Below are 22880 nucleotides of genomic sequence, written 5' to 3'. Positions count from 1 at the left end.
GCTGGTTTCACTTCTGAATTGAGGCTGTTAATTGAAAAGAGCCTTTACTGTTAGTAGTAATGACTGCTTTATCAGCAGTGACTTTGCCATTCTCGGATGACCAAATTAGCTTCTCAGAAGTTGGCAAACGTAAAATGACGGTTTTTTTTTGGGTGTTTGAATTGAACAAAAAACTTATTTTATTATTGTGTTTAACCATTGCAGTGACACTAAAATTCGTGTCGCCAATTGCATAGTTGAAGACAGGCTCTGAGTTAAGCAGTTGGTAGCCTTTATAACTGCAAACCTGGTTTTCAGCGGTTGTGTGCTCTATGCCTTGAGGTGATTTAAATATCCATTCACCCAATGGTAAACTTGGATCTTCACCCCGACCTGATATATTAGGGCCTATATTGAGCAAGTCTCCTTGCCATAATCCGTTGATAGAACAAGTTTTACTATTGAATGCGTAGTTCAACTTAGCTGGCGTCCCAACTGATATGCTCAAAGGCGGAAGCGAATGGATGCGTTTTCTAATAACGACAGTGTCTGACGTTGCTTTTATTTCAAACTTTTTGTCGTCCATGATTGTTTTAGCACGGCTCGAAACTGCAAATAGCTTAATGGTCATGTCTAAATTAGTAGCGATAACGGTTAAATTTCTTTGCCCCGGCTTAGTGTTTCCTGAGCGATAAGTAAGTTTTAAACGCTGTTTCCCTCGCTTAAGTCGCCAAGTTGGAAACCATGGCGTGCCGCCTTTTAAAACCTGTTTACCATTAATAAAGACTTCCATCTCATGAGGTGCCCCCCACTGTAACCAAAGCTGAGCGTCATTTTCCTTAGGGGCGTAGAAATCGCCTTCAAACTCAATAAAATAATGTTGCACTTCTGGTATTGCAAAGTCAGCAAGGTTGTTTACAAGCGGCCCTGACTTGATCAATTTGTCTTCAGTCACAACCTGATCATTTTCATTGTCTAATTGATAGAGCTTGTATTGAATATCATCCCAGCCTTCTCGCTTTGACAATATATATGAAACAATTGAGCGAAGCTGAACCTCAGAGAATACATCAGCAAACCCTGGCATTCCGGCACTCATAAAACCGTTTTTTACATTGTTTAATATTTGTGTTGGTCGTTTTCCATGTACCCATTCGCCATCTTTTAAATTAAATCCACTTGCACCACTCAAATCTTTGTTGTGACAAGACGCGCAAACCTGTTCAAACAATACTTTCCCTTGTTGCAATACAACAGGGTTAATGCTGCTTTGAATCAGACTTTCATCAAGCTCGTCAGCACTGACTTCAACAGCAGTAAATATCATTAAAGCAACTATCAAGAATCGTTTAATCATATCGAATACACTCCATATTCTAAGATTTATCGAACGTCCATTGGACGTTTGCACCAAATCCAAGGTCTTGACCTGGTACACCAACGGCCACTTGATAGCTTTTATCGAAAATATTTTGTAAATAAACGTCTAATCTTATGTGTGAACGAATTTTCCATTGTGCTGTGACATCTATTTTGTTGTATGCATTCAAGTCGTAAACGCTATTTTCGCCTGTGTATTGGCTTGTTCCGATAGTTTCCCCAACATAATCAAAATTCAGCGAAGTGGTAACACTGTCACTTACTTGGTATTGAATACCTAACCCGCCCTGCCAATCTGGACGCCCCGTAAGAATTTCGTTTTCGCTGCTCTCAAGATCGATGTAAGTAAGATCGAAATCATATGAAAAGTCATCGTTCAACTGCCCTTGAACAATCAACTCAATACCTGAGCTGATGATTTTAGAGCGGTTTACTAGTGAGAATGTGGCGAAATCGAAATCGACAAGATCGGTATACTCATAGTTGAATACTGACAGACTAACGTTGGCTTTTTCTAATATAAACTCAATACCAATATCGTGGTTTGTTGCTTCTTCAGGGGTCAAATTAGGGTTACCGATCAAGTTATTGCTCAATGCATACAAACTTGGCAATTTAAAAGCAGTGCCGGTATTTGCAAACACGCGTACTTGCTCATTGAATTCATAATTTGCGCCTAACTTCCACGTCGTTTGATCCCCAAAATCTTTGGTGTTGTCGTATCGAATACCAGAGAAAACCGTGACTTTATCTAAGTGCCACTTAGCATCTACAAAGCCTGCAAGGTTTTCTCTGTCTATGTCATATTCGGTAGGCAGATCAAACACAACCATTTCTCCCATATCTGTAAAGGTATGCATTTGCGTACTGCCGTTGGTTTCACCCGATTCTGATTTAAAATCAATACCCACAGTGACCAGAGCATGGTTAAACTGCAATCCATTTAAAAATCGTAATTTATAGTACGAATAGTCGTTCTCAGAGTAGGTTGGTGGCGCTGAAAAATAAGGTGTTATACCTGGTGATTTTAAACTATCTGACGAGTTGAAAACTTCTGCCTGTAACGCTAACTGATGGTATTGGGTAATCTGTTGATTGTGACGTACACTACCTGAATATATTTGGCCTTGCTTGTCATCTTTTGTCGAGTCTTGAGCATACAAAATGCCGCCACTTTGGTCTGCAAGCGCTTTTTGTTGATAGTCGCTTAAACGAACACTAATCTTAGTTTCACTGTCGTTATTATACGTAATGACAGTGTGTGCATTCAGTTCAATGGACTCTTGCTCATCACCGGTAGCCGAGTTATCACTATTGATCGCTGTTACACCTATTGCTGTACTATCAAATGCTAACTTAACCATCGCTGTTTGTGAGCCATTATCAAAGGCGCCAGCAGAAACCAAAGTATTATTGGTATCAGCATCATAGGTAATAAAATTGATCACACCGGCAATGGCATCAGAACCATAAATTGACGATTGGGCGCCTTTGATCACTTCTACACGTTGAATCGAGTCTTTCGATAGCGTACCCAAATCAAAACTGCCGCCACGACTGTCCAAAGGGTTATTTACTTGCACCCCATCTATTTGAACAATAACGAAGTTTGTTTCAGCACCACGTAAAAAAATCTCTTGGCTTACGCCAGATTTTTGTACTCGAACACCAGGCACCAAGGTTAATACATCGAGAGCCGACAACCCTGCGATAGTGTCTATTTGGCTCTTTTCGAGTACGAATAGTGAACTCGGCATTTGATTCGCTTTTACGGGATAGAAATTACCGTAAACTTGTAGCTGCTCAATCTGAGCGTTAACCGACGCGACAAAGAAGAACGACATTATTGTCGCACACATCATTAATTTCGTTTGATAAAACATTACAACCCTGTTTATTTTTTATAACACAACCAAAGAGCCCGCAGTAATACTGCGGGCTCCATATTTAGGCTAAATCGTTAAAAATTAATACGGGTATTAAGTCTAAATGTACGTCCAGTATGATATTGATAAACCGTACGTGACTTAGTTGCTTCACCTTCAAGTGGGCTACCTTCATCAAAAGTAACACCGCCCGCTTGTAAGAATCGGCTAGTGAAGTACTGACGAACTCCTTCATCTGTTAAGTTAGCGACTTGGAAAGACACTGAAATCATATCTGAAACTTGATAAGTAGCTGAGAAATCAAGTGTTTGACGACCCTCTTCCCAAAGCGAACCATTCTCCCAAGAACGTTGTACTAACTGATCTGTAGTCCCTTGATAAGATAGGCGTAATTGGTGACCATTTTTCTCCCAGAAACCCGTTAAGTTGTAGCTGTGTTCAGGTGTATAAGCAACAGCAAGTGATGGCACTTTAACGTTGCTATCGATAGAAGAGACTTCTTGGTCATACTCTGAATCTTGATAAGTATAGTTAGCCTGTAAACCTAAACCAGACCAAATACCTGGTAGGTTGTCGTAGGTTTGCATGTATTGTAGCTCTAGACCTTTGATAGACGCACCTTTACCATTTTTAATACGGGTAGTATTAAATTTGGCACACATTTGCTCTAAATCACCTGAATACATCCAGTCTAACTCATAATCCTGGCCACCTTGGAACCGTTTAGGCATACAGCCTTCTAAACTATCTTGACCGGCAATCAGAACGAGATCGTTTGGATCATAGGTTTCGCCTTCTGTTAAACCTACGTCACGTAAATCATCCATGTAAGTAACGATTGTTTCTGACTCTTCAAAGTTAGTCATATCTTTATAAAATAACGTAGCCGCTAATAAACCTGACTTGTTAAAGTACCATTCATAAGATAAATCTAGATTAAATGATTCAAGAGGATCTAGTTTAGGATTCGTCAATGTAATCGAGTTATTACGGTTTTCACCACCCCATTGTGTTTCTCTAACTTTAAAACCAGGGCGAAGAGAATCAATTTGTGGACGCGCCATGGTTTTTGAAGCAGCAAAACGGATAATAGTATCTTCGTTGTGTAAGTAGTTTAGATTTAAACTCGGTAAAAATAAATCATACTCATGCTCATCAGTAACAGCAAAAGAGCGCAAGCTTCTGTCTTCCGTTGGTAATAAATTACCTGCTTCATCATAAACACGTTCACCATAAATCCAGTGCTTTTCTGTAGACACATCAGAGTGACGCCATAACCACCATTCAGATTCATTTGGGTTCCCTTGAATTGCATTAGGATCATGACACGGACCTTGATCTGGGATCCTAACATCATCAGTCTTATCATTGGTTCCTAAGGTGTCATAACCCAAACCATCCGTTCTAGACCAACGACTTTCTTCATTATAATTCGTGCCATAAAACAAAGTTGCTGCGCACAGCGGTAAACTTGAATCACGAAGTTCAGCAAGCTTAAATGGGTCCATTAAACGGGCATTATTTGAAGGGTCAAACGCAAATTGCACACCTGATGCACCTTGAACTTCAACCGTTGTTTTGACATAACGAACACCGACATCACCAGTTATACGGCCATCTAGTAACTCAAAGTTAAGTTTTGTATAAAATGCAAGGTTGTCTAATTCTGTATTTCTTGTATTTGAGTCATCTGTTTCAAATGCAACTTCAGGGCTACCTAACGCAACTTCAAACGCCTTGAAAGCTGAAAAACTATTCCAGCCGTCAGTAACATTGTCGCGTCCATAACCAAGGCCGGCCATAAAATCATCAACAGGGAACTCATTGCCATCAGTAATCATGGCTCCGGTTATATCACGTAAGCCACTGCCTAACACGGCTGGTAAACCTGTATTTGGGTTTGTTATTACAACCCCTTCGCCTACATTGTTAAACGAACCCTGCTGTGCATCAACATACTTAGTGCGTTTAGACCATTTAGCACCAAACTCTAAAGAACGAAAGTTATCTGAATCTAAAACGTAGTCAAAATCTACATATAATGATTTTTGCTCATCTTCAACCGTATTTAAGGTTCTGCCCATATATGATAAATGCTGTGCATCTAATTCGTCCGGATTAAACCCTGTAGTACTGTAGTTATCCCACAGGCTTTCTGGGTCACCAAAGGTGTTATGTTCGCCATAGTCAATCAAACCAGTACCGGTTACTAAATTACACTGACCACTAGTGCAATCATAACCTACAGGCTCCATATCTTCTGGCGGTACATCTTTTAAGCTCCACGCACTAATATTGGCAAAATTTTGTAATGCCACATACACAGAGTTATTGGGGATTTGCTCAGTTTTAGAGTAACCAATACCCGCATCCATTGTTAGTGAATCACTGAAGTTATGCTTCATATCTAAAGAAAATATTTGATTGTTATTTTCAAAATCCCCTTCAGATTGTACCAAACCACCACTGCCAAAGCGGTTAACAAACTTAGTAAATGTATTGGTTTCTAAATCAATGGTACGCCAGTCTTGCTCAGGATCCGTAAACTCAGCAGTTACACCTGCCAAGCCAGGGTCTTCACCTTCAACCAAGTTTTTCGTCTCTACTGAGCGAGTATTAATGCCATGCATAGAGTTATTTATATCTTGCTTACCAACAATAGCATTAAAGTTAAATTCGGTATTTTCTGACGCTCGCCACTGTAAACCTAGATTAAAATTAACCCGATCATTTTGACTTTCATGATATTGATATTGAACTGTACGCGGTGTAATACCGGCAGCATTTTCAACTATATTACCATTTGTATCTTTCGCTAAAGGAGACTGTAAAGCATACCACTCTGTGGCTGAGTATTGATCTTTACGATAAGCATTGGTTTCTTTAACGGCTGTAACAACCACACCAAACGTATCATCAAAAAACTTACGAGAAAAAGTGCCTGACACTTTATAATTATCTTCTTCTGATAGGTCGTTGTAACGGCCTTCAAGTGTCATGGTGTTTATTTCATAATTTAAATCAAGTGGCTTAGTGGTAGTTAGGTTAATGTTTGCACCTAACGCCCCTTCTTCATGATCTGCACTTGGGGTTTTTACAACTTCGATTTTAGATAAGATATCTGAAGAATACTGTGATAAATCGACACCTTGGCTATAACCTGTTGAGCCAAGCTGAACACCATTCATACTGATGTTATTTTGTTGTGAATTCGCACCACGTACAGTCACTCGCGCACCTTCACCGTCAACTGTCTGCACTGAAACACCGGTTACACGTGATAGCGCATCAGCAATGTTTTGGTCTGTCGATTTACCGATATCTTCTGCGTTAATTGAATCAACAACGTTTTCTGCAAAGCGTTTATCGTTAATTGATTTTTTAACACTTGCCGCTAAGCCGCTAACTTCAATGATCTCAATATCATCTTCCGCTTCTGTTTTCTTTTCTTCTTGCTGGGCATAGGCAAAGTGCGTTGCAAATAAAGCGACGGTTAAAGCGCTTAATTTGAATGTCTTACTTTTGGTTGTCATGTGTGTGTTCCCCGTTGAAGGTTTATTATGTTGTTACGTTATTATTTTGTAAACAATAGTATGAACAACAAGTCATTGTCAACTGTATTTTGTTAACAATATATAATTTATTAATAAAAAAGTGAAACCGCAATTACGCTGTGTTTCACTTTTAAAAATCAATAAATATGAGTGCTATAAATTGTTAGTTAAACATCCTATGAATGTTAAAAGGGCTTTATATATGGCCAGCCAGCAAATTGCTTACCTGTTGCTGGGTTTGTGCTCCATTCCCAGCATTCTAATTGGTAATGCTTAGCCTGATGGTTCACTTTAATAATGCCGTACCCTTCACTTTTCAGTTCTCGGTCAGCTAAAAATTTACCCCATGTATTATTCTGACGTGCAAACTCTGTATGAGTTATTTTTGGGTTTGCAGCAGCAAGCACTCTCATTTTATTGCCGAAGGAATCGGTGAAATCGCCAGTATTCATATCGTTATTACGTTGATTAGTCAGTGCCACTTTAGGCTCAAACCAACGCTGCCAAAATGCAGCACTCGCAGGGCCTGCAAAAAATAAACTACCATCATCAAAACGATTAATACCTTGGTAAGCTAATAAACCTAGATGTTGATCCCCAGCAATGACTAAAGCATTTGCCTCGCTAACCAATTTAACTGCCCGAGTTCGACCATCAGCAGGATAGCCATTTGAATCATAATCAATTAATGCTTCACCATTTTCATCAGTTTGTGGCGAGCCCCACATGGAGGCAGTAATACACACCTTAGGTTTTCCAGGATGCATACTTTGCCACGCTTTTAAAAATGATTCTTGGCGTTGCCCTAATAACTCACCCGTTGTCGCAAGTTTGTTTACTTTATAATCTGGTGGTGTTTTAAATTTACGATCTTCAACAATGGCAAAACTAATGCCGCCGTATTCAAACGCGGCGTAGGCCACTGGAATGTCGTATTTAATCGGAGTGGGATCATAAGGGTCTGGGTTATGGCCATGTTGAATACGATAAACCATTCTGATCAAATCTTTATCCCATTTAAAACCGCCATCTTCTTCTTTAGGTAATTCTGAGTTTTCGCCGCCATCACCCCATAAGTTACCTTGAAGTACATCATGGTCATCGGCCAGAATAATTGTTGGTTTATCTTTGATGCTGTCAGCAAATGCCCAGTACCATAAATACCACTTATATAAGGTATCGAGTTTTGCATCTGGCGTGTGACGCCCATAGCGAGTAGGGTATGTTTCGTAATATTGATCACCACAAAACACAAACATATCCGGTTGATGATATGCCGCATTTTCCACTAATTCAGTATGCGGAAACAAAATGTTATCTTTGGTATAACGTCCAATCTCTCGCTCTTTAGCAATAAGTGGCGTGTAATGGGTGTTATCTAAACTTTTTGATGTCGGAATGATGCAAGAATACAGCGCGATGGTAAATTCTTTGCTGATTTGTGGATCTGCCGCGACGATACCTGAATACAAGGCAGTATCTGGTTTTTTGGGATCCACAACCCGGTATTTATAAGCATTTAGATAATCCCAGTTACTCAACCTAAACCTAGCCACAAAACCATCTTCAATCGGTGCAGTAGCTCCTAATTGCCATTGCTGCTGGCCTTCACGTTGGTATTCCAACCGTAGTTTTGCTAATACCTGTGTATCGACTGGCATCAGTTGGCAGGTTAACTTAAGTATATTTTTATTAACTGTGTACATACAACCCACAACAGGACCAAGGGTATTACTATTGTTCTGTGTTATTTTCGCACCACCGGTTTCAATATCACTAAACCCCCAACGCGCACCTGCAACTAATGGCTCTGATGAACTTAGTAAAGAGATGCCACCTTGTAACTGCTCTGCAGGCACTTTGTGTAATAGCGCAAAGCCGAGCTCTTGAGCAGTATCCGCATCAGTAGCAACTAAGCGTATATCAAAATGCTCGCTATCTATGGGATCTAAATGACAATCCAGTGTAATTTTAGCGCCATCTTGGTACTGTTTCAGGTTAAACAATTCTCGATTGATGGTTTCAAACTTTAGCGCTTTATTTTCATCATCAAACTGACGAAATGATAATTTACCACCGCTATCAAATGCAGCAATGATCCCGCCATTAACCCCACCAGCGCGTTGCGCCAATGCAGCGCCTTTAGCGGTTAATTCGCCTTTGCCAACACCCAACAAAAAGCCACAAAAGCCATTCTCACCTGGGGTTAGATTACGCACGGTGGCTTTAATGCGTCCGCTCTGTAGACTGTTATTAAGCTGGCGTGTTAATAATGATACCGTGCGGGCTTCAAAATCTTTCCCTTCACGAGTGCACTGTAATTCATTGCCAACCCTTTGCCAGTCCTGCAAACGATTACCCCAAAACTGCTCACCCAACCATACTTGCGGTGTAAACTGTGCGTTATCCAAAGCCGATGTTGTAGCAAGATCACTACGGTACGAGGCAAAAAGTCCAGCACACCCGCTCAGTAGACTAGTGCCCACTAAGCCTGCAGATAGTTTTAAAAAACTTCTCCTTTTCATCGTTTTACTCGCTTATTCTTATTGTGTTGGTAGTTGAATATGAAATTCAATTTGATGTTGATATGGGCGCTCAGGGCCATACATTGAGCTTAAAAAATGATGGTGATTTACTGCATTAGGTAACTCATGAGGTTCAATACATAACCCAGCATAAGGTCCCATGGCTTTACCATTAATGTGGTTGTAATTACTAGGTAAGTAATAACCGGTATAAAATTGACTACCTGGGGCTGTTGAATAAACAGCAACTTGATAACCACTTTTAATATGGGCAATAGTGCCATGATGTTTTAATTTACCTTCTCCGGCAGGATCTAATAAATAATAATCGTCAAAACCGGTATCAGGCAGTTGCTTATCTAATTGTTTAGAGTGCGCAAAGTCGTAAACTGTAGAATAAACATTTGCAAATTCACCAGTGGGGATATTTTCGCTATCTTTGAGTAATCGTAACCGTGCAGGTAATTGAATATGATGATCAGTTATATCTAATTGCTGTTTAGAGCCCAAGTTCCAATAAATATGATTGGTTATGCTTATTGGCGTCAGTTGTGATGCAATACCTTGCATATCAATAGTCAATTTATTATCGATTAACTGATAGGTCACGGTAAACTCAACATTGCCTCGGTAACCTTCCTCGCCATCGATGCTGATATAACTAAATACGGCTCGATTATTAATATGATCAACATCAACAATCTGCCAATTCACATGGCTAAGCCCTTTATTACCACCATGTAAATGGTGTTGACCTTCATTGTTAGTCAACTTTACTGTGGAAAACTCATCTAAAAACTGGCTATTAGCAATGCGATTAGCCACTCGGCCAACGGTCGTACCTAAATAAGCAGGATTCGTTAACCAGTCTTGTTGCTGCTGATAGCTCAGTGCCAGATGCTCGCCATTTGGCGCCTCGATACTGTGAATAGCAGCACCAAAACCGCTCAAGGTCACCCGCAAACCATTAGCCTGCGTTAAAGTGATAGTCTGCACAGCCATACTTAACTCTGATAGCCTTGCGGGTTTTTACTTTGCCAATGCCATGTATCTTTCATCATATCAGCTAAAGTATATTCACATTGCCAACTAAGTATATTGGTTGCTTTACTAGCGTCAGCCCAAAAAGCAGCTAAATCACCACTGCGTCTTGCTGCTATTTCAAATGGAATATCAACACCTGTATGGCGTATAAAGCTCTTCACAATAGCTAATACTGAAAACGGGCTGCCTGTGCCTAAATTAAATGCCTCGTACAATGGTTGTTGCTGAAGGCTTAACCATTGCAGTGCTTTAACATGCCCATTGGCTAAGTCACTCACATGGATATAATCACGCTCACAAGTGCCATCTTCAGTTGGGTAATCGCCACCGAAAATAGATAATTTATCACGTTTTCCTACTGCAACCTGCGCTACAAATGGCATTAAGTTATTAGGAATACCTAAAGGGTCTTCACCAATTAAGCCACTTTGATCTGCACCAATTGGATTAAAGTAACGTAAACTTGCAACTTGTAACGAGCCTGCTTTTACAATGTCTTGCAGCATCTGCTCAATCATGACTTTGGTTTGACCGTAAGGGCTGGATGCGCGACTCAGCGGTAATTCTTCCGTATAAGGTGGCGTTGCATGCTCCCCATAAACCGTTGCTGATGAACTAAACACTAACTTATTGACCTTAAATTCAGCCATGCACTGGCACAAGTTAAGGGTTGAGATCAGATTATTCTGATAGTAACTAAGCGGTTTTTGCATCGATTCGCCAACGGCTTTTAAACCAGCAAAATGAATAACAGCACTAAAGTTATGAGCGCTGAATGTTGCTTTAAGCTTAGTTTCATCCAATAAACTGGCATGAACAAACTCTACATTTTTTTGTGCTAGTGTCTGTACTCTGACTAATGATTCACGGCTTGAGTTACTTAAATCATCTATTACCACAACCTCAAAACCACTACGTAACAAGCTCAACACTGTGTGGCTGCCAATATAACCAGCGCCTCCGGTAACCAGTACTTTTTCCATTTTCATAATCCTTATGCTCTTATTACTGATACACCAGATGCTGGGAGGCTGGTATAAATACTTTCTTTTATACCCGTTTGTTGCTGATACTGAGATTCAATAGCTGCCGTTACTTCTGCCACCATAACATTAGGTACAAATGCCACAACACAACCACCAAAACCACCACCGGTCATACGCACACCACCTTTATCACCAAGTACGTTATCGATAATTTCAACTAACGCGTCTATTTGCACTGTGGTGATCTCAAATAAGTCACGCATCGATGCATGGCTTTGTGCCATTAATTTACTTAATCGACCAATATCGTTATCAGTAAATGCTTGCATCGCAGCTAATGTACGCGCATTTTCATACACTATGTGCTCGACGCGCTTCGCAACTTGGGGGTCAAGCTGCGCCTTATTTGCTTCATATTCTTCAATTGAAACATGACGTAAGCTTGGCTTTGAAAACGCCTCGGCACCGGCATAGCATTGCTCACGGCGTAAGTTGTATTCGCTATCAACTAAACCACGTTTTACATTTGAATTGATCATCATGATGGTCATGCCTTCATTAATGCTCACTTCAATTAAGTCTAAAGACTGGCAATCAATTCCCAGCGCTTGACCTTGTTGACCGCACGCAGAAATAAGCTGATCCATAATGCCGCAGTTACAGCCTACAAAATTGTTCTCAGCCGCTTGACCAATTTTGGCGATCTCTTTACGTTCAATAAACAAATCGCATAAATGGTTAAACGCGTAAGCAATCCCCACTTCCAGTGCAGCCGATGAGCTAAGCCCTGCACCTTGCGGCACATTACCGGTAATACAAATATCGCAGCCCGTTAATTGGTGCCCGCGTTTTTGTAATTCATCAACCACGCCGCGCACATAATTACTCCAGCTTTGAGTTTGATGATGAGCGACTTCTTGGCCTACGCTAAAGCTGTCAACTTCATTATTACAATCAAGGGCTAATACATTTACAGTTGAATCAGTACGCGGGGCAACGGCAATATAAGTGGCGTATTCAATGGCACAAGGCAGTACAAAACCATCGTTATAATCGGTGTGTTCACCAATTAAATTTACACGACCCGGTGCCTTCACAACAAAGTCAGCATCACGCGTAAAGTGTTTTAAAAATGCGCTGCGCACAGTGCTTTCAATGTTCATGCATTCACCTCTTTATAATGCGTGAGTGATTGTTGTTTTAAAATAGTGGCCGCTTGTTCTGGCGTTATATCACGCTGTGCTTCAGCCATCATTTCATACCCCACCATAAATTTTTTCACCGTAGCAGAGCGCAACAATGGCGGGAAAAACTGACCATGCAGTTGCCAAAATGAATCATCGTGATCATCGTATGGCGCACCATGCCACCCCATTGAATAGGCGAATGAACATTGAAATAAATTATCGTATTTAACGGTAATTTGTTTGATTATCTCAGCAAGGCTGATCTGCTGCGCGCTTGTTAACTGAGTCATTCTTGTAATTGCAAAACGCGGTAATAATAGGGTTTCAAAAGGCCATGCAGCCCAATATGGCACAACCACTAGCCAGTCTTCATTAGCACAGACAACACGTTCATCTAATGCAAACTCGCGGTTGGCGTAATCCAGTAATAAATTACTGCCATGTTGCTGATAGTACTTTTGTAAATTATGGTGTTTACGCTCAACTAAACTAGGGAGTTGATCTTGCGCCCAAATTTGTCCATGCGGGTGCGGATTTGAACAGCCCATTACAGCGCCTTTATTCTCAAACACTTGAACCCAACGGTAGGTTTGCGAAAGCTCTGCACATTGCTGCTGCCAAGTATCTACTACATTAGTGATTTCACTGATCGAGAGCTCAGGCAGAGTTTTTGAATGATCAGGCGAAAAACAAATAACCCGTGCTGTACCGCGCTCTGTTTGCATGCTAAATAACGGATCACTTTTGCTTGCCTTTGGCACATCTTCACGCAGTGCAGCAAAGTCATTAGTAAATACAAAGGTTCCCTTATAATCTGGGTTTACTTCACCATTGATGCGCGTGTTACCTTTACATAAAAAGCAATTTTCGTCATAGGCCGGTTTTACTTCATGATCAACGCTTTCTTCTTGGCCTTGCCAAGGACGTTTAGCACGGTGCGGCGATACCAACACCGACTCGCCCAATAAGGGATTAAAACGACGATGTGGATGTTCTGTCGGATCAAATTGATTGTTTTGATTACTCATTACTGCAAACCTTAGTTACTATTTTGAAATGTGCCCGCATCAAGCACTTGTTTACGTGGTGTAAATCGGCAAATGTAGTTCCAGTTCCAGCTGGCATCGTATTTATGGCAAAGTCCCCAGCTTATTCCTGGCGCTGGGTTTTCATCAAAGCCTTTTACTGGGCGATATAAACCAATGGCCTCCGGGCCACCTTTGATATGTGCCATGATTTCAAAATTAATACCGTCTTTAGCAAATTGAATGGTATTTTTTTCAGGGCCATCGGTCGTTAGTAAGCTGGCAATACCGCCTCTAAAATTCCACACAACGACTTCGTGGCCACTGTTCGAGATAGGATTGTATTCAGATTTAACATAGGGACCTAACACATTGTCAGCGATAGCAACGCCATGTTTTATTTCACGGCCACCAAAATTCATGCCCTCCCCTTGGGTTTCACCTTTGTAATACAGGTAAAATTTATTTTGGAAAAACACTAAGCACGGATCGTGCACTTTATGGCTATCAAAACTGCCTTTTTTGCTCACTGCAAAGCGGTTATCTTCGTCACCTGACCACACACCATCTTTACTTGGACTGACAATAGGCGCAGGAGACTTTTGCCATGGCCCATAAGGTGAGTCTGACTGTGCAATGGCAATATGCTCGTACTGGCGATTGCTATAGGGTGTTTCAACAGTTTGATACACTAAATAGTATTTTCCTAAATGAGCAAAAACTTCCGGCGTAAATACAGCTCTATCATCGTATTGACCAGCTTTACCACGGGCAATCGCTACGCCTTGCTCTTGCCACGTAATGCTATCTTTTGAAGTGGCATGCCATACTTCGGTCAAATCCCAAGGGAATACTTTTGCTTCTGGGTCATTTGCATTAAAACCTAACGTTTCACCTTCGCCTTTGGTGTACCAACAATGATAAACACCCTCAATATACAAAACTGATGATGGATCACGGCGGATCACGCCTTCTTGATAAGCAAAGTCACCTTTTAATGGGGTTACATCAAACTCTGTTAACCACTGTGGGCCTTTTTGATCATAGCCTCGTTCAATTGCTCGCAGGCTTGCTAAACTCAATTTTTGTTGATTGTCAGACATATTTATTCCTTACTTTGCACTGCTTAAATTAAGCGCTTGGTAAACGTCAAAAGGTAAAATGGCACCTTGATGTTGCACCACCTGGGAAGCAACTTTATCAGCCATTTGTAAAGCGACTTGTGGTTCGTGCTGTGTCATTCTTGCGGCTAGATAGGTACCTGCAAACGAATCTCCTGCGGCGGTGCTATCAACTTGTTGTGGTGCAGGATGAAATGCACATTGCGCACTTAAGGTATTTTGGCAAAACACCTGCATGCCTTTACTACCGGCTTTAATCACCACTTCATCAATTGCAAACTGCTGGCAATAATCAACAATATCATTCGCATCGGTATGGCCGAATAAAGTGTAGTGATCATCAAGCCCAGGCAACACCACATCACTGATTTGGTAGGCGCGTTCTAACCACTTAATTGCATGCGCTTTTGATTGCCACATACGCGCACGGTAATTAGGATCAAACGCAATAATGCCCCCTTGCGCTTTTAATTTAGTTAATAAATCAACTAACTGTTGCTTTGAATCATCCTCTAAAATGGCAAGGCTTATACCACTAAAAAATACCCAATCATTTTTGCCTAAACCAAAATCAAACGGTTGTTTGGCATATAACTCCATCATGTGTTTCGCAGCAGACTGATTACGCCAATAGTCAAAGCTACGCTCTCCATGCTGATCAGTCGAGATGGCATAGATACCCACATTATGGTCAGGAGTTTTGATCACCTGTTTGCTACCGATCCCTTCTTGCTGCCACTTTTTAAGCATATTAATGCTTAGAATATCCTCACCAACGGCGCTGAAAAGCTCACAATTTAATTCCTCTGCAAAACGTTTGGCATACACTAATGCGTTATAGGTATCTCCGGCAAAAGACTGCTGACATTCACTCACCCCTTTAGGCACAAGTTCAACCATGCATTCACCAATGGCTAATAAGGTACTCACGCGCCCTCCAATGCTTTTTTTGCTGATACACCCGCTAACTGCTCTTCAATTTCTTCTATCGATTTGTTTTTTGTCTCAGGCATAATTTTATAAAGCAATATAAAGCCAATTACACCGCTAATGCTGTAGAACAAAAAGATATTCGCCGCGCCAAAGTTATTTAATTGCCAAGGGAAAAACTGCTGTACTAAATAGCTCACAACACTGGCAATAAACGCAAACGTTGGAATGGCAACACCGCGAATACGGGTTGGGAATATTTCAGAAAAAATCACCCACATAATTGGGCCTATTGAAAAGTGAAACGCAGCAATAAAACCGGCAATACCAAATGATATAAGCGGCGCATTAATCGTTGCGGCACGTTGAATTAAATCACTTTCAAACCCTTGTAGTTGGGATGCTGAAAACACCGTGGCTAATGCTTGTTTAAACTCAACATCACTGTGATATACCTGACCAATCAACTGATCTAAGCCACTGACTGTATTTAAGCTCGAGAATTCCGCAATATGTTGCGCTGATAAACTATATTCAGCTTGGCTAAAGCCGATATAGCACATGAATAAACTCACGGTCGCCGTTGCTAAGCCACCAATGACTAAAGGTCTGCGGCCCAATTTATCTATTAATAAAATCGCCACAACAGTAAAAACAATACTCACTAAGCCAATTAACACTGCGTTTAAAAACGCCGCATCAGTGCCTATGCCTAGTTGCTCAAATACTGTTGGTGCGTAGAACATAATCGCATTTATGCCCGTTACTTGCTGAACCAGCGCAATAGTTAATGCAATAATCACCGCAGCACGAACGCGGCTATCAAGTAGCTGTTTAAAAGATGCTAAATAGCTGCTTGTGTCTGAGTAATCAATTAAACTTGTTTTTATAGTTTGCAGTTGCTCATCGGCCAACGTGCTATTTTTAGTTAATCGTAACAGTACCGCTTTTGCTCGAGTTTCGTTGCCTTTCATCACCAACCAACGCGGGCTTTGTGGAATAGTAAATAACAATAAAAACCAAAGTAGAGCCGGAATCACTTCTACCCCGAGCATCCAGCGCCATAAATTTTCTTGCATAGCGTAGGTGCTGACCCACTGATAACTACTTTGTGATAGCTCAACTAATAAATAGTTAGCAAAATAAGCTGCCGATAAACCCACCACAATATTTATTTGAATCATAGAAACCAGTTTGCCACGGTATTTAGCAGGCGATACTTCACCGATATACATGGCTGCAACAGATAAAGAGGTAAACGCTAAACCACCAATAAAACGCGCAATGACCAACGCTTCATAGCTCGGCGCTAAAACCGAAGATATCGCAGAGAAAATATAAATGAATGCAATGCCAATGAGTGTATTCTTACGACCAAACACATTGCATATATAACCGGTGATCAGCAGTGCAAATAACACCCCAAAACCAGGAGCACTGACGACTGTACCAATTTGTATATCCGTTAAGTTAAATTCAGCAGATACAAAACGTACCGTTCCTGAGATCAAAGCAGCATCTAAACCAAAGATAAAACCGCCAAAGGCGACGACCAAGGCAAAAAAGAACACATTACGGTTGCTACCATTCATACATCTTTATCCAATTTTGTTGTTATCATTGTGTGTATTAATTCAAAAATTAACAATTAAGGAAGCCCTTTAAAATTGTTAACAATTAACCATGAGTAATTCATTCGAGGTTATTTCATAATTAACTCGCATGCAACATATATTTTTAAAAAACTCTGTTTTCACACTGGGAAGCAAAATTTTTGTAAATCTTTAAAGTTTTTAATATCAATAATTTAAGTGTAGAAATGGACAATTACACAAATTGCACTTTGTTAACAATTTTCAATTTGTTTTTTTTCGTGTATGGTGTGTTAAATTGTTAAAAAGGTTGGACTATAATGAAATATAAAAAAAATCTAGCAGTAACAGCACTGGTACTCGCCCTCACAGGGTGTAATCAACAGACTAATAACGTGTCAGATCCCGTGGCAGCGAAAGCAACCAGCAGCAGCTCGACCCTGTTGCACTTATTAGATGATGCCCAGCATACGGCTGACACAGCGGTTAAAATAAAAACCAGCGGTGCTCAGGTCACTAATAACGATAATATTTTAAATATTGCGTTTAATTCAGAGCAAAACCTTTATTCAGGTGTCACCTTTATTCCCGATACGCCATGGGACTGGAGCCAGTTCAAAGATTTTAATATCGCATTTGAGCTTGCAAACCCTGGCCAGCATTCCGTACAAGTATACTTAGATATCTCTGACATTGACGGTGCCAACTACACCCGTACAGTCAATGTGCCTATTGGTGACTTTCATACATATTATGCAAAGCTAGATGGACATGACCTAGCAACTCCTGATGGTGATGAAAGTGTAGAGCTTAACTTTACCTCAGGATTACGCTCGAACCCTGCTACCTGGCAATCAGACGAAACTCAATTTATCTCAATGTGGGGTAAAAAGAACTTAAACCTCAAAGGCATCACCAAAATTTCATTGAGTGTACAAAGTGCACTGCATGATAAAGCGCTGCAAATTAAATCTATTGATTTACGTACGAATCCTGAGTTTGATACTCAATTTTTAACGCATATTGTTGATAAATTTGGCCAAAATGCTAAACAAGATTTCGCTTATAAAGTACATTCAGTTGATGAGTTAATTACCGACAAACAACAAGAAGCCAAACAATTAATAGCACAACGACCGGCAGATCGCTCGCGCTTTGGCGGTTGGGCACAAGGGCCAAAACTAGAGGGCACCGGCTACTTTAGAACAGCAAAACACAATGGTAAATGGTCGTTGGTCGACCCAGATGGTTACCTTTATTTGGCAACCGGTTTAGATATTATTCGTCTTGCCAACTCAACCACATTAACAGGTTATGACTTTGATCAGTCTCTCTTTAAAAGCGCCAATGAATCGGGCTTAACACCTGAAGATTCCAAAGGGTTAAACCGAGTTAACAAAGAAGCACTACCAAGTCGCTTTGTCGCATCACAAGTACGTAAAGATTTGTTTGAATGGTTACCAAGTTATGATGAGCCAATGGGTAAGCACTATGGCTATCGTAAAAGCGCCCATTCAGGTCCACTTGCGCACGGCGAAACCTACAGCTTTTATTCTGCCAACCTTGAGCGTAAATACGGCCAAAATAATAGCGACTTTATGCAAAAGTGGCGCGAAGTTACTCTGCAACGCATGATAACCTGGGGCTTCACCTCACTAGGGAATTGGACAGATCCAAGTTACTACGATAATCAACAAGTGCCCTACTTTGCTAATGGCTGGATCATAGGTGACTTTAAAACCGTTTCAAGTGGTAATGATTTTTGGGGAGCAATGCCTGACGTATTTGACCCCCATTTTGCAGAGCGTGCAGATATTACCGTAGAGAACGTCGCAAAAGAGGTTAAAAACTCACCTTGGGCAGTGGGCGTGTTTATTGATAACGAAAAAAGCTTTGGTCGCCCTGACTCTGTACAGAGCCATTATGGGATTGTGATCAACACGCTGGGCAGAGACGCAGCAACAGTGCCGACAAAAGCTGAGTTTTCTCGCTTAATGAAGCAAAAATACACTGATATTAATCAACTCAATCAAGTGTGGCATTTAAATTTAGCCTCATGGGAGGAGTTTGATAAAGGCGTAAAAGTAGATGTTAAAAACAACGATCAACTTGCTGACTTTTCAATCATGTTAACCGCCTACGCCGACAAATACTTTAGTGTAGTTGATGCGGCAATGGATAAACATTTACCTAATCACTTGTATTTAGGCGCGCGTTTTCCTGATTGGGGCATGCCCATTGAAGTCGTTAGAGCATCAGCAAAGCATGTTGACGTGATCAGTTTTAATGCATACAAAGAAGGCATCAAGCCTAAAAAATGGGAATTCTTAAGTGAATTTGATAAGCCGACTATTATTGGTGAATTCCATGTTGGCGCATTAGACTCTGGCTTGTTCCACCCAGGGCTTATTCATGCCGCTGATCAACAAGACCGCGCAAAAATGTACACTGACTATATGCGTTCAGTCTTTGACAACCCATACTTTATTGGCGCTCATTGGTTCCAATACATAGACTCGCCTATTACTGGGCGTGCTTATGATGGAGAGAACTATAACGTTGGTTTCATAACAGTCACAGATCGTCCTTATACTGAAATGGTTGAAGCAGCAAAAACTGTGAATAATGAAATGTACGAGCGCCGATTTAAAAAATAAGCTTAAATAGTGGTCTATTGTAATGTGTTGACAATAGACCATTCGCTTTTTTTTATATACACTAAGTAAAGAAAAACAAAGCATAAAATAAACGTAGGAAAAAATATGGCCGCAACTAAACCAACAAAAATTTTATCTGTAAAAGATCAAATAGCTGAACAGCTACGTTCAGATATTATTTCTGGTGAGATGCCTCCTAAAACTAAATTAAATGAAAAAGAGTTAGCAGAACGTTTTGGCTTATCCCGTGGCCCTATTCGTGATGTAATACTGCAATTGACGAAAGAAGGTTTATTGATTTCACGAAATAACTGTGGTGCATCAGTAAACAGCGTACTTGATCCTAAACTGCAAAAGTTAATGATCAAACTACGCCGTAGCATTGAAGAATATGCGGTTACAGAGCTAAACGGCAATTTAACCGAGCAGAATATCGCGGACTTAGAAGATATTCTCACAGCACTGCAAGATGCACTAGAACGTGAAGACTATACAGAAGTAACTAAAATCGATATTTCGTTTCACCAATACTTAATTTACCAAGCTGGTGGCGAAGAACTGGTTAATATTTGGTATCCGTATGTTATGCGTATGCGTTTAAATTACAAGCGCATAACCTCAAGCTCTGAATGCGTTAACGAGCATCGCGCCATCCTTGAAGCCCTAAAAGCGCAAGACAGTGCAACTGCAATTAAAGCGATTAAACACAATATCAAATAAAGAAATAAATTTTATGCTTAACAAAGCCGCTGCAAAGCGGCTTTTTAGTTTTAAAACCAGCTAATACCCGAATCGAAAAACCTGCATAGCGCTCTATTATTTGCCGTATACAAAAGCTTGTAAGTCATTAAATCCAGAGCAAAAACGCCATTTAAGCATTAATCACAAAGAGTTTAAGGGGCGCTGCGCTTAAGAGTAATAAAGATTCTAAACCCAAAAGTATTTGCGCGGCTAAGGACACTATTACCTAATAGCCAACGCCAATCAGTTAACAGTGGATGTATAGCACTGGAGCCGCCGTAGAATAAGAATGTGCTCCTGGCGACAATGGCGCTATTTACAAAGGAATAGCCCTGCGCAGTTTAATGGAATTGGGTGTCAGCGAGCGACTAGCCATAGTATGTGGTATCACTAATACCAACAGTAGGCACTTGAAAGCGAAGGCCCTTATAGAAGCTCAAAACAAAAGGAATTAATATTGCACTAGGCAATGACTACTTAGCTTCACAAGGTTTAGTGCCATTGAGAGATATTTGGATCAATATTCATTACGGGAAATGAACCACCCATTGCACTTCCTATAAGTAAAAAGCGCATGATGGATGGTGTGGAGGCTGGAGGAGACCTCCGGCTACCGGATTAGTTTACCTTTCGCTCAAATCGCACGATTTAATCAGATTGAACATTTAACACGATCGACTATAATTATATTGTAATTCCAAATTTGGAGAATACCCATGCACACGTTAACAGCAAATGACGCAAAACGTAACTTTGGTGAGTTACTTCTTAATGCCCAACGTACACCAATAAAGATCAGCAAAAACAGTAAAGACGCTGTAGTAGTCATGTCTATTAAAGATTACGAAGAACTAGAAGCGATGAAAGCTGACTACCTTAAACATTGCTTTGAATCTGCTAAACAAGATTTAGCACAAGATAACGTAGTTGATGGCGAAGACTTTTTACAGGCTTTGTAATTCAGTTATGCAGAAGAATAAATACAAATTAAGTAAATTAACTCAATCTCATTTGCGAAAAATCAAAAGCTACACCATTAATAATTTTTCTGAGAAGCAGTGGCGTATCTACAAAGATATATTGCTAACTGGATTTCAAATGCTTGCTGACAATCCAACTGTTGGTAAAGGTTGTGATGATATTTACTCCAACGGGTTCTACTTTCCTGTAGGTAAGCACATAACTTACTTTACCAAAGAAGATGGCTTCATTTTGATTGTAGCTGTACTCTCTCAATCACAACTGCCACAAAACCATTTGTAGTGGATAATTAACCATAACACTTGAAGTTAGGGTTAAATTCTACATTGGTAAACAAATAGTTAACTTTGCCTAATGTTTTACAAATGCAAAAATACACCAAAGTGGTAGAGATCAGTAATATTGGACAAATCACAGACAGCTGTATATAACCCCATTTCTTTTTGGAGATTCACGTTATGAGATCACTTTTTTAACTATGATTTCTGAGCCAATGGAATCAAATTTTGACTTCATAATTTATCACTATCCGGTTTCGCTCAAAACGGCCTCTAATCTAACATCTGCAATTTTAAGCTTCGCTCTGCCAGTTTAATAACTTCTGTATATGTCCTGTGGCGGCAATGATCATATAACAGGCTTGTAGATAACCCATTTCGTGTAATGACTTAAGTGCTTCTGTGCTAAGTTCGGCCAATGCCTGTTCATTAATCGCGTATAAACCAGTATAGGTTTGCTTTTCGCCATGTTGAGTAAGGCTCAGTTGTACGGCTTCTATCAACTCATGTTGTAACAAGGTATTGATAAATGCATTAGTGCGCTTATTCCCGTGCATCAGTGTCATTAATTGCTCACACACACTATTTAAGTAGGCGCTGGGCTCTCCCTGCTCATCAAAAATTCGCTCACCGGTGTCGCTGTTTACTCGCGGATGTTCCTCGTCGATCAGAACAGCTAAATCGTTGTCTGTAGCCTCTGTAAGCGAATTATCACGCAGGCCTAATTTAAACGGTTGGCGCTTAATGTGCAGCGGTATATGCTGTGCTCGCCATTTACCTTGATGTACAAACAAGTTCTGTCCGGCTGTAAACCCCGTTAAGGCAAACAATTCAAACTGACCTGTTTGGGAGTTTTTCATAAAATACACAGGGTAATCTAACACCAGCTGCTTAAGCTCATCTGCCACAATCGGAATATAGTTAATATTATCGCCAAACTCATGCCCGACCGACGTGTTTATAAATAGGTTTGCGTGTATTGTTTTGTCCAATAAAGTTGCTTTTGTCATCATA

Annotated in this window: 16 protein-coding genes; 4 read left to right on the top strand and 12 right to left on the bottom strand. The window is 40.5% G+C overall.

The window, feature by feature from the left end:
- Positions 1 to 7: 7 nt before the first annotated feature.
- The 11 genes from CWB85_RS10560 to CWB85_RS10510 all read right to left on the bottom strand — a co-directional run bounded on the left by CWB85_RS10560 (position 8) and on the right by CWB85_RS10510 (position 17209).
- A complete protein-coding gene (locus CWB85_RS10560) occupies positions 8 to 1390 on the bottom strand; it encodes a cytochrome c (protein ID WP_249314835.1) in 1383 nt (460 codons plus the stop codon).
- Positions 1356 to 3242: a TonB-dependent receptor plug domain-containing protein gene (locus tag CWB85_RS10555; protein WP_138554845.1), complete on the bottom strand. Its 1887-nt coding sequence runs from the start codon at positions 3240 to 3242 to the stop codon at positions 1356 to 1358. Before CWB85_RS10555 ends, CWB85_RS10560 begins: the two co-directional genes overlap by 35 nt.
- Positions 3243 to 3319: 77 nt before the next feature.
- The gene (locus CWB85_RS10550; protein ID WP_138554844.1) at positions 3320 to 6778 is read right to left on the bottom strand and encodes a TonB-dependent receptor; all 3459 of its coding nucleotides are present in this window, start codon (positions 6776 to 6778) and stop codon (positions 3320 to 3322) included.
- Between the two features lie 206 nt (positions 6779 to 6984).
- The gene (locus tag CWB85_RS10545) at positions 6985 to 9324 is read right to left on the bottom strand and encodes an alkaline phosphatase D family protein (RefSeq protein ID WP_138554843.1); all 2340 of its coding nucleotides are present in this window, start codon (positions 9322 to 9324) and stop codon (positions 6985 to 6987) included.
- An 18-nt stretch (positions 9325 to 9342) separates the two neighbouring features.
- Positions 9343 to 10326 (bottom strand): aldose epimerase family protein, encoded by a 984-nt coding sequence (locus tag CWB85_RS10540; protein WP_138554842.1) that lies wholly within the window; start codon positions 10324 to 10326, stop codon positions 9343 to 9345.
- Between the two features lie 2 nt (positions 10327 to 10328).
- Positions 10329 to 11351 (bottom strand): UDP-glucose 4-epimerase GalE, encoded by a 1023-nt coding sequence (galE, locus tag CWB85_RS10535; protein WP_138554841.1) that lies wholly within the window; start codon positions 11349 to 11351, stop codon positions 10329 to 10331.
- Positions 11352 to 11362: 11 nt separating this feature from the next.
- Entirely contained in the window at positions 11363 to 12517 is a 1155-nt protein-coding gene (gene galK, locus CWB85_RS10530) for a galactokinase (protein WP_138554840.1), read from the bottom strand.
- The gene (locus CWB85_RS10525; RefSeq protein WP_138554839.1) at positions 12514 to 13569 is read right to left on the bottom strand and encodes a UDP-glucose--hexose-1-phosphate uridylyltransferase; all 1056 of its coding nucleotides are present in this window, start codon (positions 13567 to 13569) and stop codon (positions 12514 to 12516) included. The genes galK and CWB85_RS10525 overlap by 4 nt, the downstream gene beginning before the upstream one ends.
- An 11-nt stretch (positions 13570 to 13580) precedes the next feature.
- Positions 13581 to 14669: a glycoside hydrolase family 117 protein gene (locus CWB85_RS10520; RefSeq protein ID WP_138554838.1), complete on the bottom strand. Its 1089-nt coding sequence runs from the start codon at positions 14667 to 14669 to the stop codon at positions 13581 to 13583.
- A gap of 9 nt (positions 14670 to 14678) precedes the next feature.
- Positions 14679 to 15617, bottom strand: a complete 939-nt coding sequence (locus CWB85_RS10515; protein ID WP_138554837.1) for a sugar kinase — start codon at positions 15615 to 15617, stop codon at positions 14679 to 14681.
- Positions 15614 to 17209: an MFS transporter gene (locus CWB85_RS10510; RefSeq protein ID WP_016709241.1), complete on the bottom strand. Its 1596-nt coding sequence runs from the start codon at positions 17207 to 17209 to the stop codon at positions 15614 to 15616. The genes CWB85_RS10515 and CWB85_RS10510 overlap by 4 nt, the downstream gene beginning before the upstream one ends.
- Before the next feature lie 320 nt (positions 17210 to 17529).
- Between CWB85_RS10510 and CWB85_RS10505 the strand changes: the two genes are divergently transcribed.
- The 4 genes from CWB85_RS10505 (at position 17530) to CWB85_RS10485 (ending at position 21870) form a co-directional block, all read left to right on the top strand.
- A complete protein-coding gene (locus tag CWB85_RS10505) occupies positions 17530 to 19866 on the top strand; it encodes a beta-galactosidase (RefSeq protein ID WP_016709240.1) in 2337 nt (778 codons plus the stop codon).
- 105 nt (positions 19867 to 19971) lie between these two features.
- Positions 19972 to 20586 (top strand): GntR family transcriptional regulator, encoded by a 615-nt coding sequence (locus CWB85_RS10500; RefSeq protein ID WP_138554836.1) that lies wholly within the window; start codon positions 19972 to 19974, stop codon positions 20584 to 20586.
- Positions 20587 to 21323: 737 nt separating this feature from the next.
- Complete coding sequence (locus CWB85_RS10490; protein WP_016709238.1) at positions 21324 to 21566, top strand: type II toxin-antitoxin system Phd/YefM family antitoxin; 243 nt, start codon at positions 21324 to 21326, stop codon at positions 21564 to 21566.
- A gap of 7 nt (positions 21567 to 21573) precedes the next feature.
- Positions 21574 to 21870: a type II toxin-antitoxin system RelE/ParE family toxin gene (locus CWB85_RS10485; protein ID WP_016709237.1), complete on the top strand. Its 297-nt coding sequence runs from the start codon at positions 21574 to 21576 to the stop codon at positions 21868 to 21870.
- Between the two features lie 289 nt (positions 21871 to 22159).
- On the opposite strand, the gene CWB85_RS10480 is transcribed toward CWB85_RS10485, so the two are convergent.
- A complete protein-coding gene (locus CWB85_RS10480; RefSeq protein WP_249314833.1) occupies positions 22160 to 22879 on the bottom strand; it encodes a SapC family protein in 720 nt (239 codons plus the stop codon).
- Between the last annotated feature and the right edge of the window lies 1 nt (position 22880).

It is taken from the genome of Pseudoalteromonas sp. S1727 (assembly GCF_005886375.1).
GTDB classification, from domain to species: domain Bacteria; phylum Pseudomonadota; class Gammaproteobacteria; order Enterobacterales; family Alteromonadaceae; genus Pseudoalteromonas; species Pseudoalteromonas haloplanktis.
The sequence above is the reverse complement of the archived record's forward strand: the minus strand, read 5'-3'. Positions and strand labels throughout refer to the sequence as shown.

Coding starts and splice junctions, on each gene's coding strand:
- CWB85_RS10555 (WP_138554845.1), bottom strand. CDS start 3,242: ATGTTTTATCAAACGAAATTAATGATGTGTGCGACAATAATGTCGTTC.
- CWB85_RS10550 (WP_138554844.1), bottom strand. CDS start 6,778: ATGACAACCAAAAGTAAGACATTCAAATTAAGCGCTTTAACCGTCGCT.
- CWB85_RS10545 (WP_138554843.1), bottom strand. CDS start 9,324: ATGAAAAGGAGAAGTTTTTTAAAACTATCTGCAGGCTTAGTGGGCACT.
- CWB85_RS10540 (WP_138554842.1), bottom strand. CDS start 10,326: ATGGCTGTGCAGACTATCACTTTAACGCAGGCTAATGGTTTGCGGGTG.
- galE (WP_138554841.1), bottom strand. CDS start 11,351: ATGGAAAAAGTACTGGTTACCGGAGGCGCTGGTTATATTGGCAGCCAC.
- galK (WP_138554840.1), bottom strand. CDS start 12,517: ATGAACATTGAAAGCACTGTGCGCAGCGCATTTTTAAAACACTTTACG.
- CWB85_RS10525 (WP_138554839.1), bottom strand. CDS start 13,569: ATGAGTAATCAAAACAATCAATTTGATCCGACAGAACATCCACATCGT.
- CWB85_RS10520 (WP_138554838.1), bottom strand. CDS start 14,669: ATGTCTGACAATCAACAAAAATTGAGTTTAGCAAGCCTGCGAGCAATT.
- CWB85_RS10510 (WP_016709241.1), bottom strand. CDS start 17,209: ATGAATGGTAGCAACCGTAATGTGTTCTTTTTTGCCTTGGTCGTCGCC.
- CWB85_RS10505 (WP_016709240.1), top strand. CDS start 17,530: ATGAAATATAAAAAAAATCTAGCAGTAACAGCACTGGTACTCGCCCTC.
- CWB85_RS10500 (WP_138554836.1), top strand. CDS start 19,972: ATGGCCGCAACTAAACCAACAAAAATTTTATCTGTAAAAGATCAAATA.
- CWB85_RS10490 (WP_016709238.1), top strand. CDS start 21,324: ATGCACACGTTAACAGCAAATGACGCAAAACGTAACTTTGGTGAGTTA.
- CWB85_RS10485 (WP_016709237.1), top strand. CDS start 21,574: ATGCAGAAGAATAAATACAAATTAAGTAAATTAACTCAATCTCATTTG.
- CWB85_RS10480 (WP_249314833.1), bottom strand. CDS start 22,879: ATGATGACAAAAGCAACTTTATTGGACAAAACAATACACGCAAACCTA.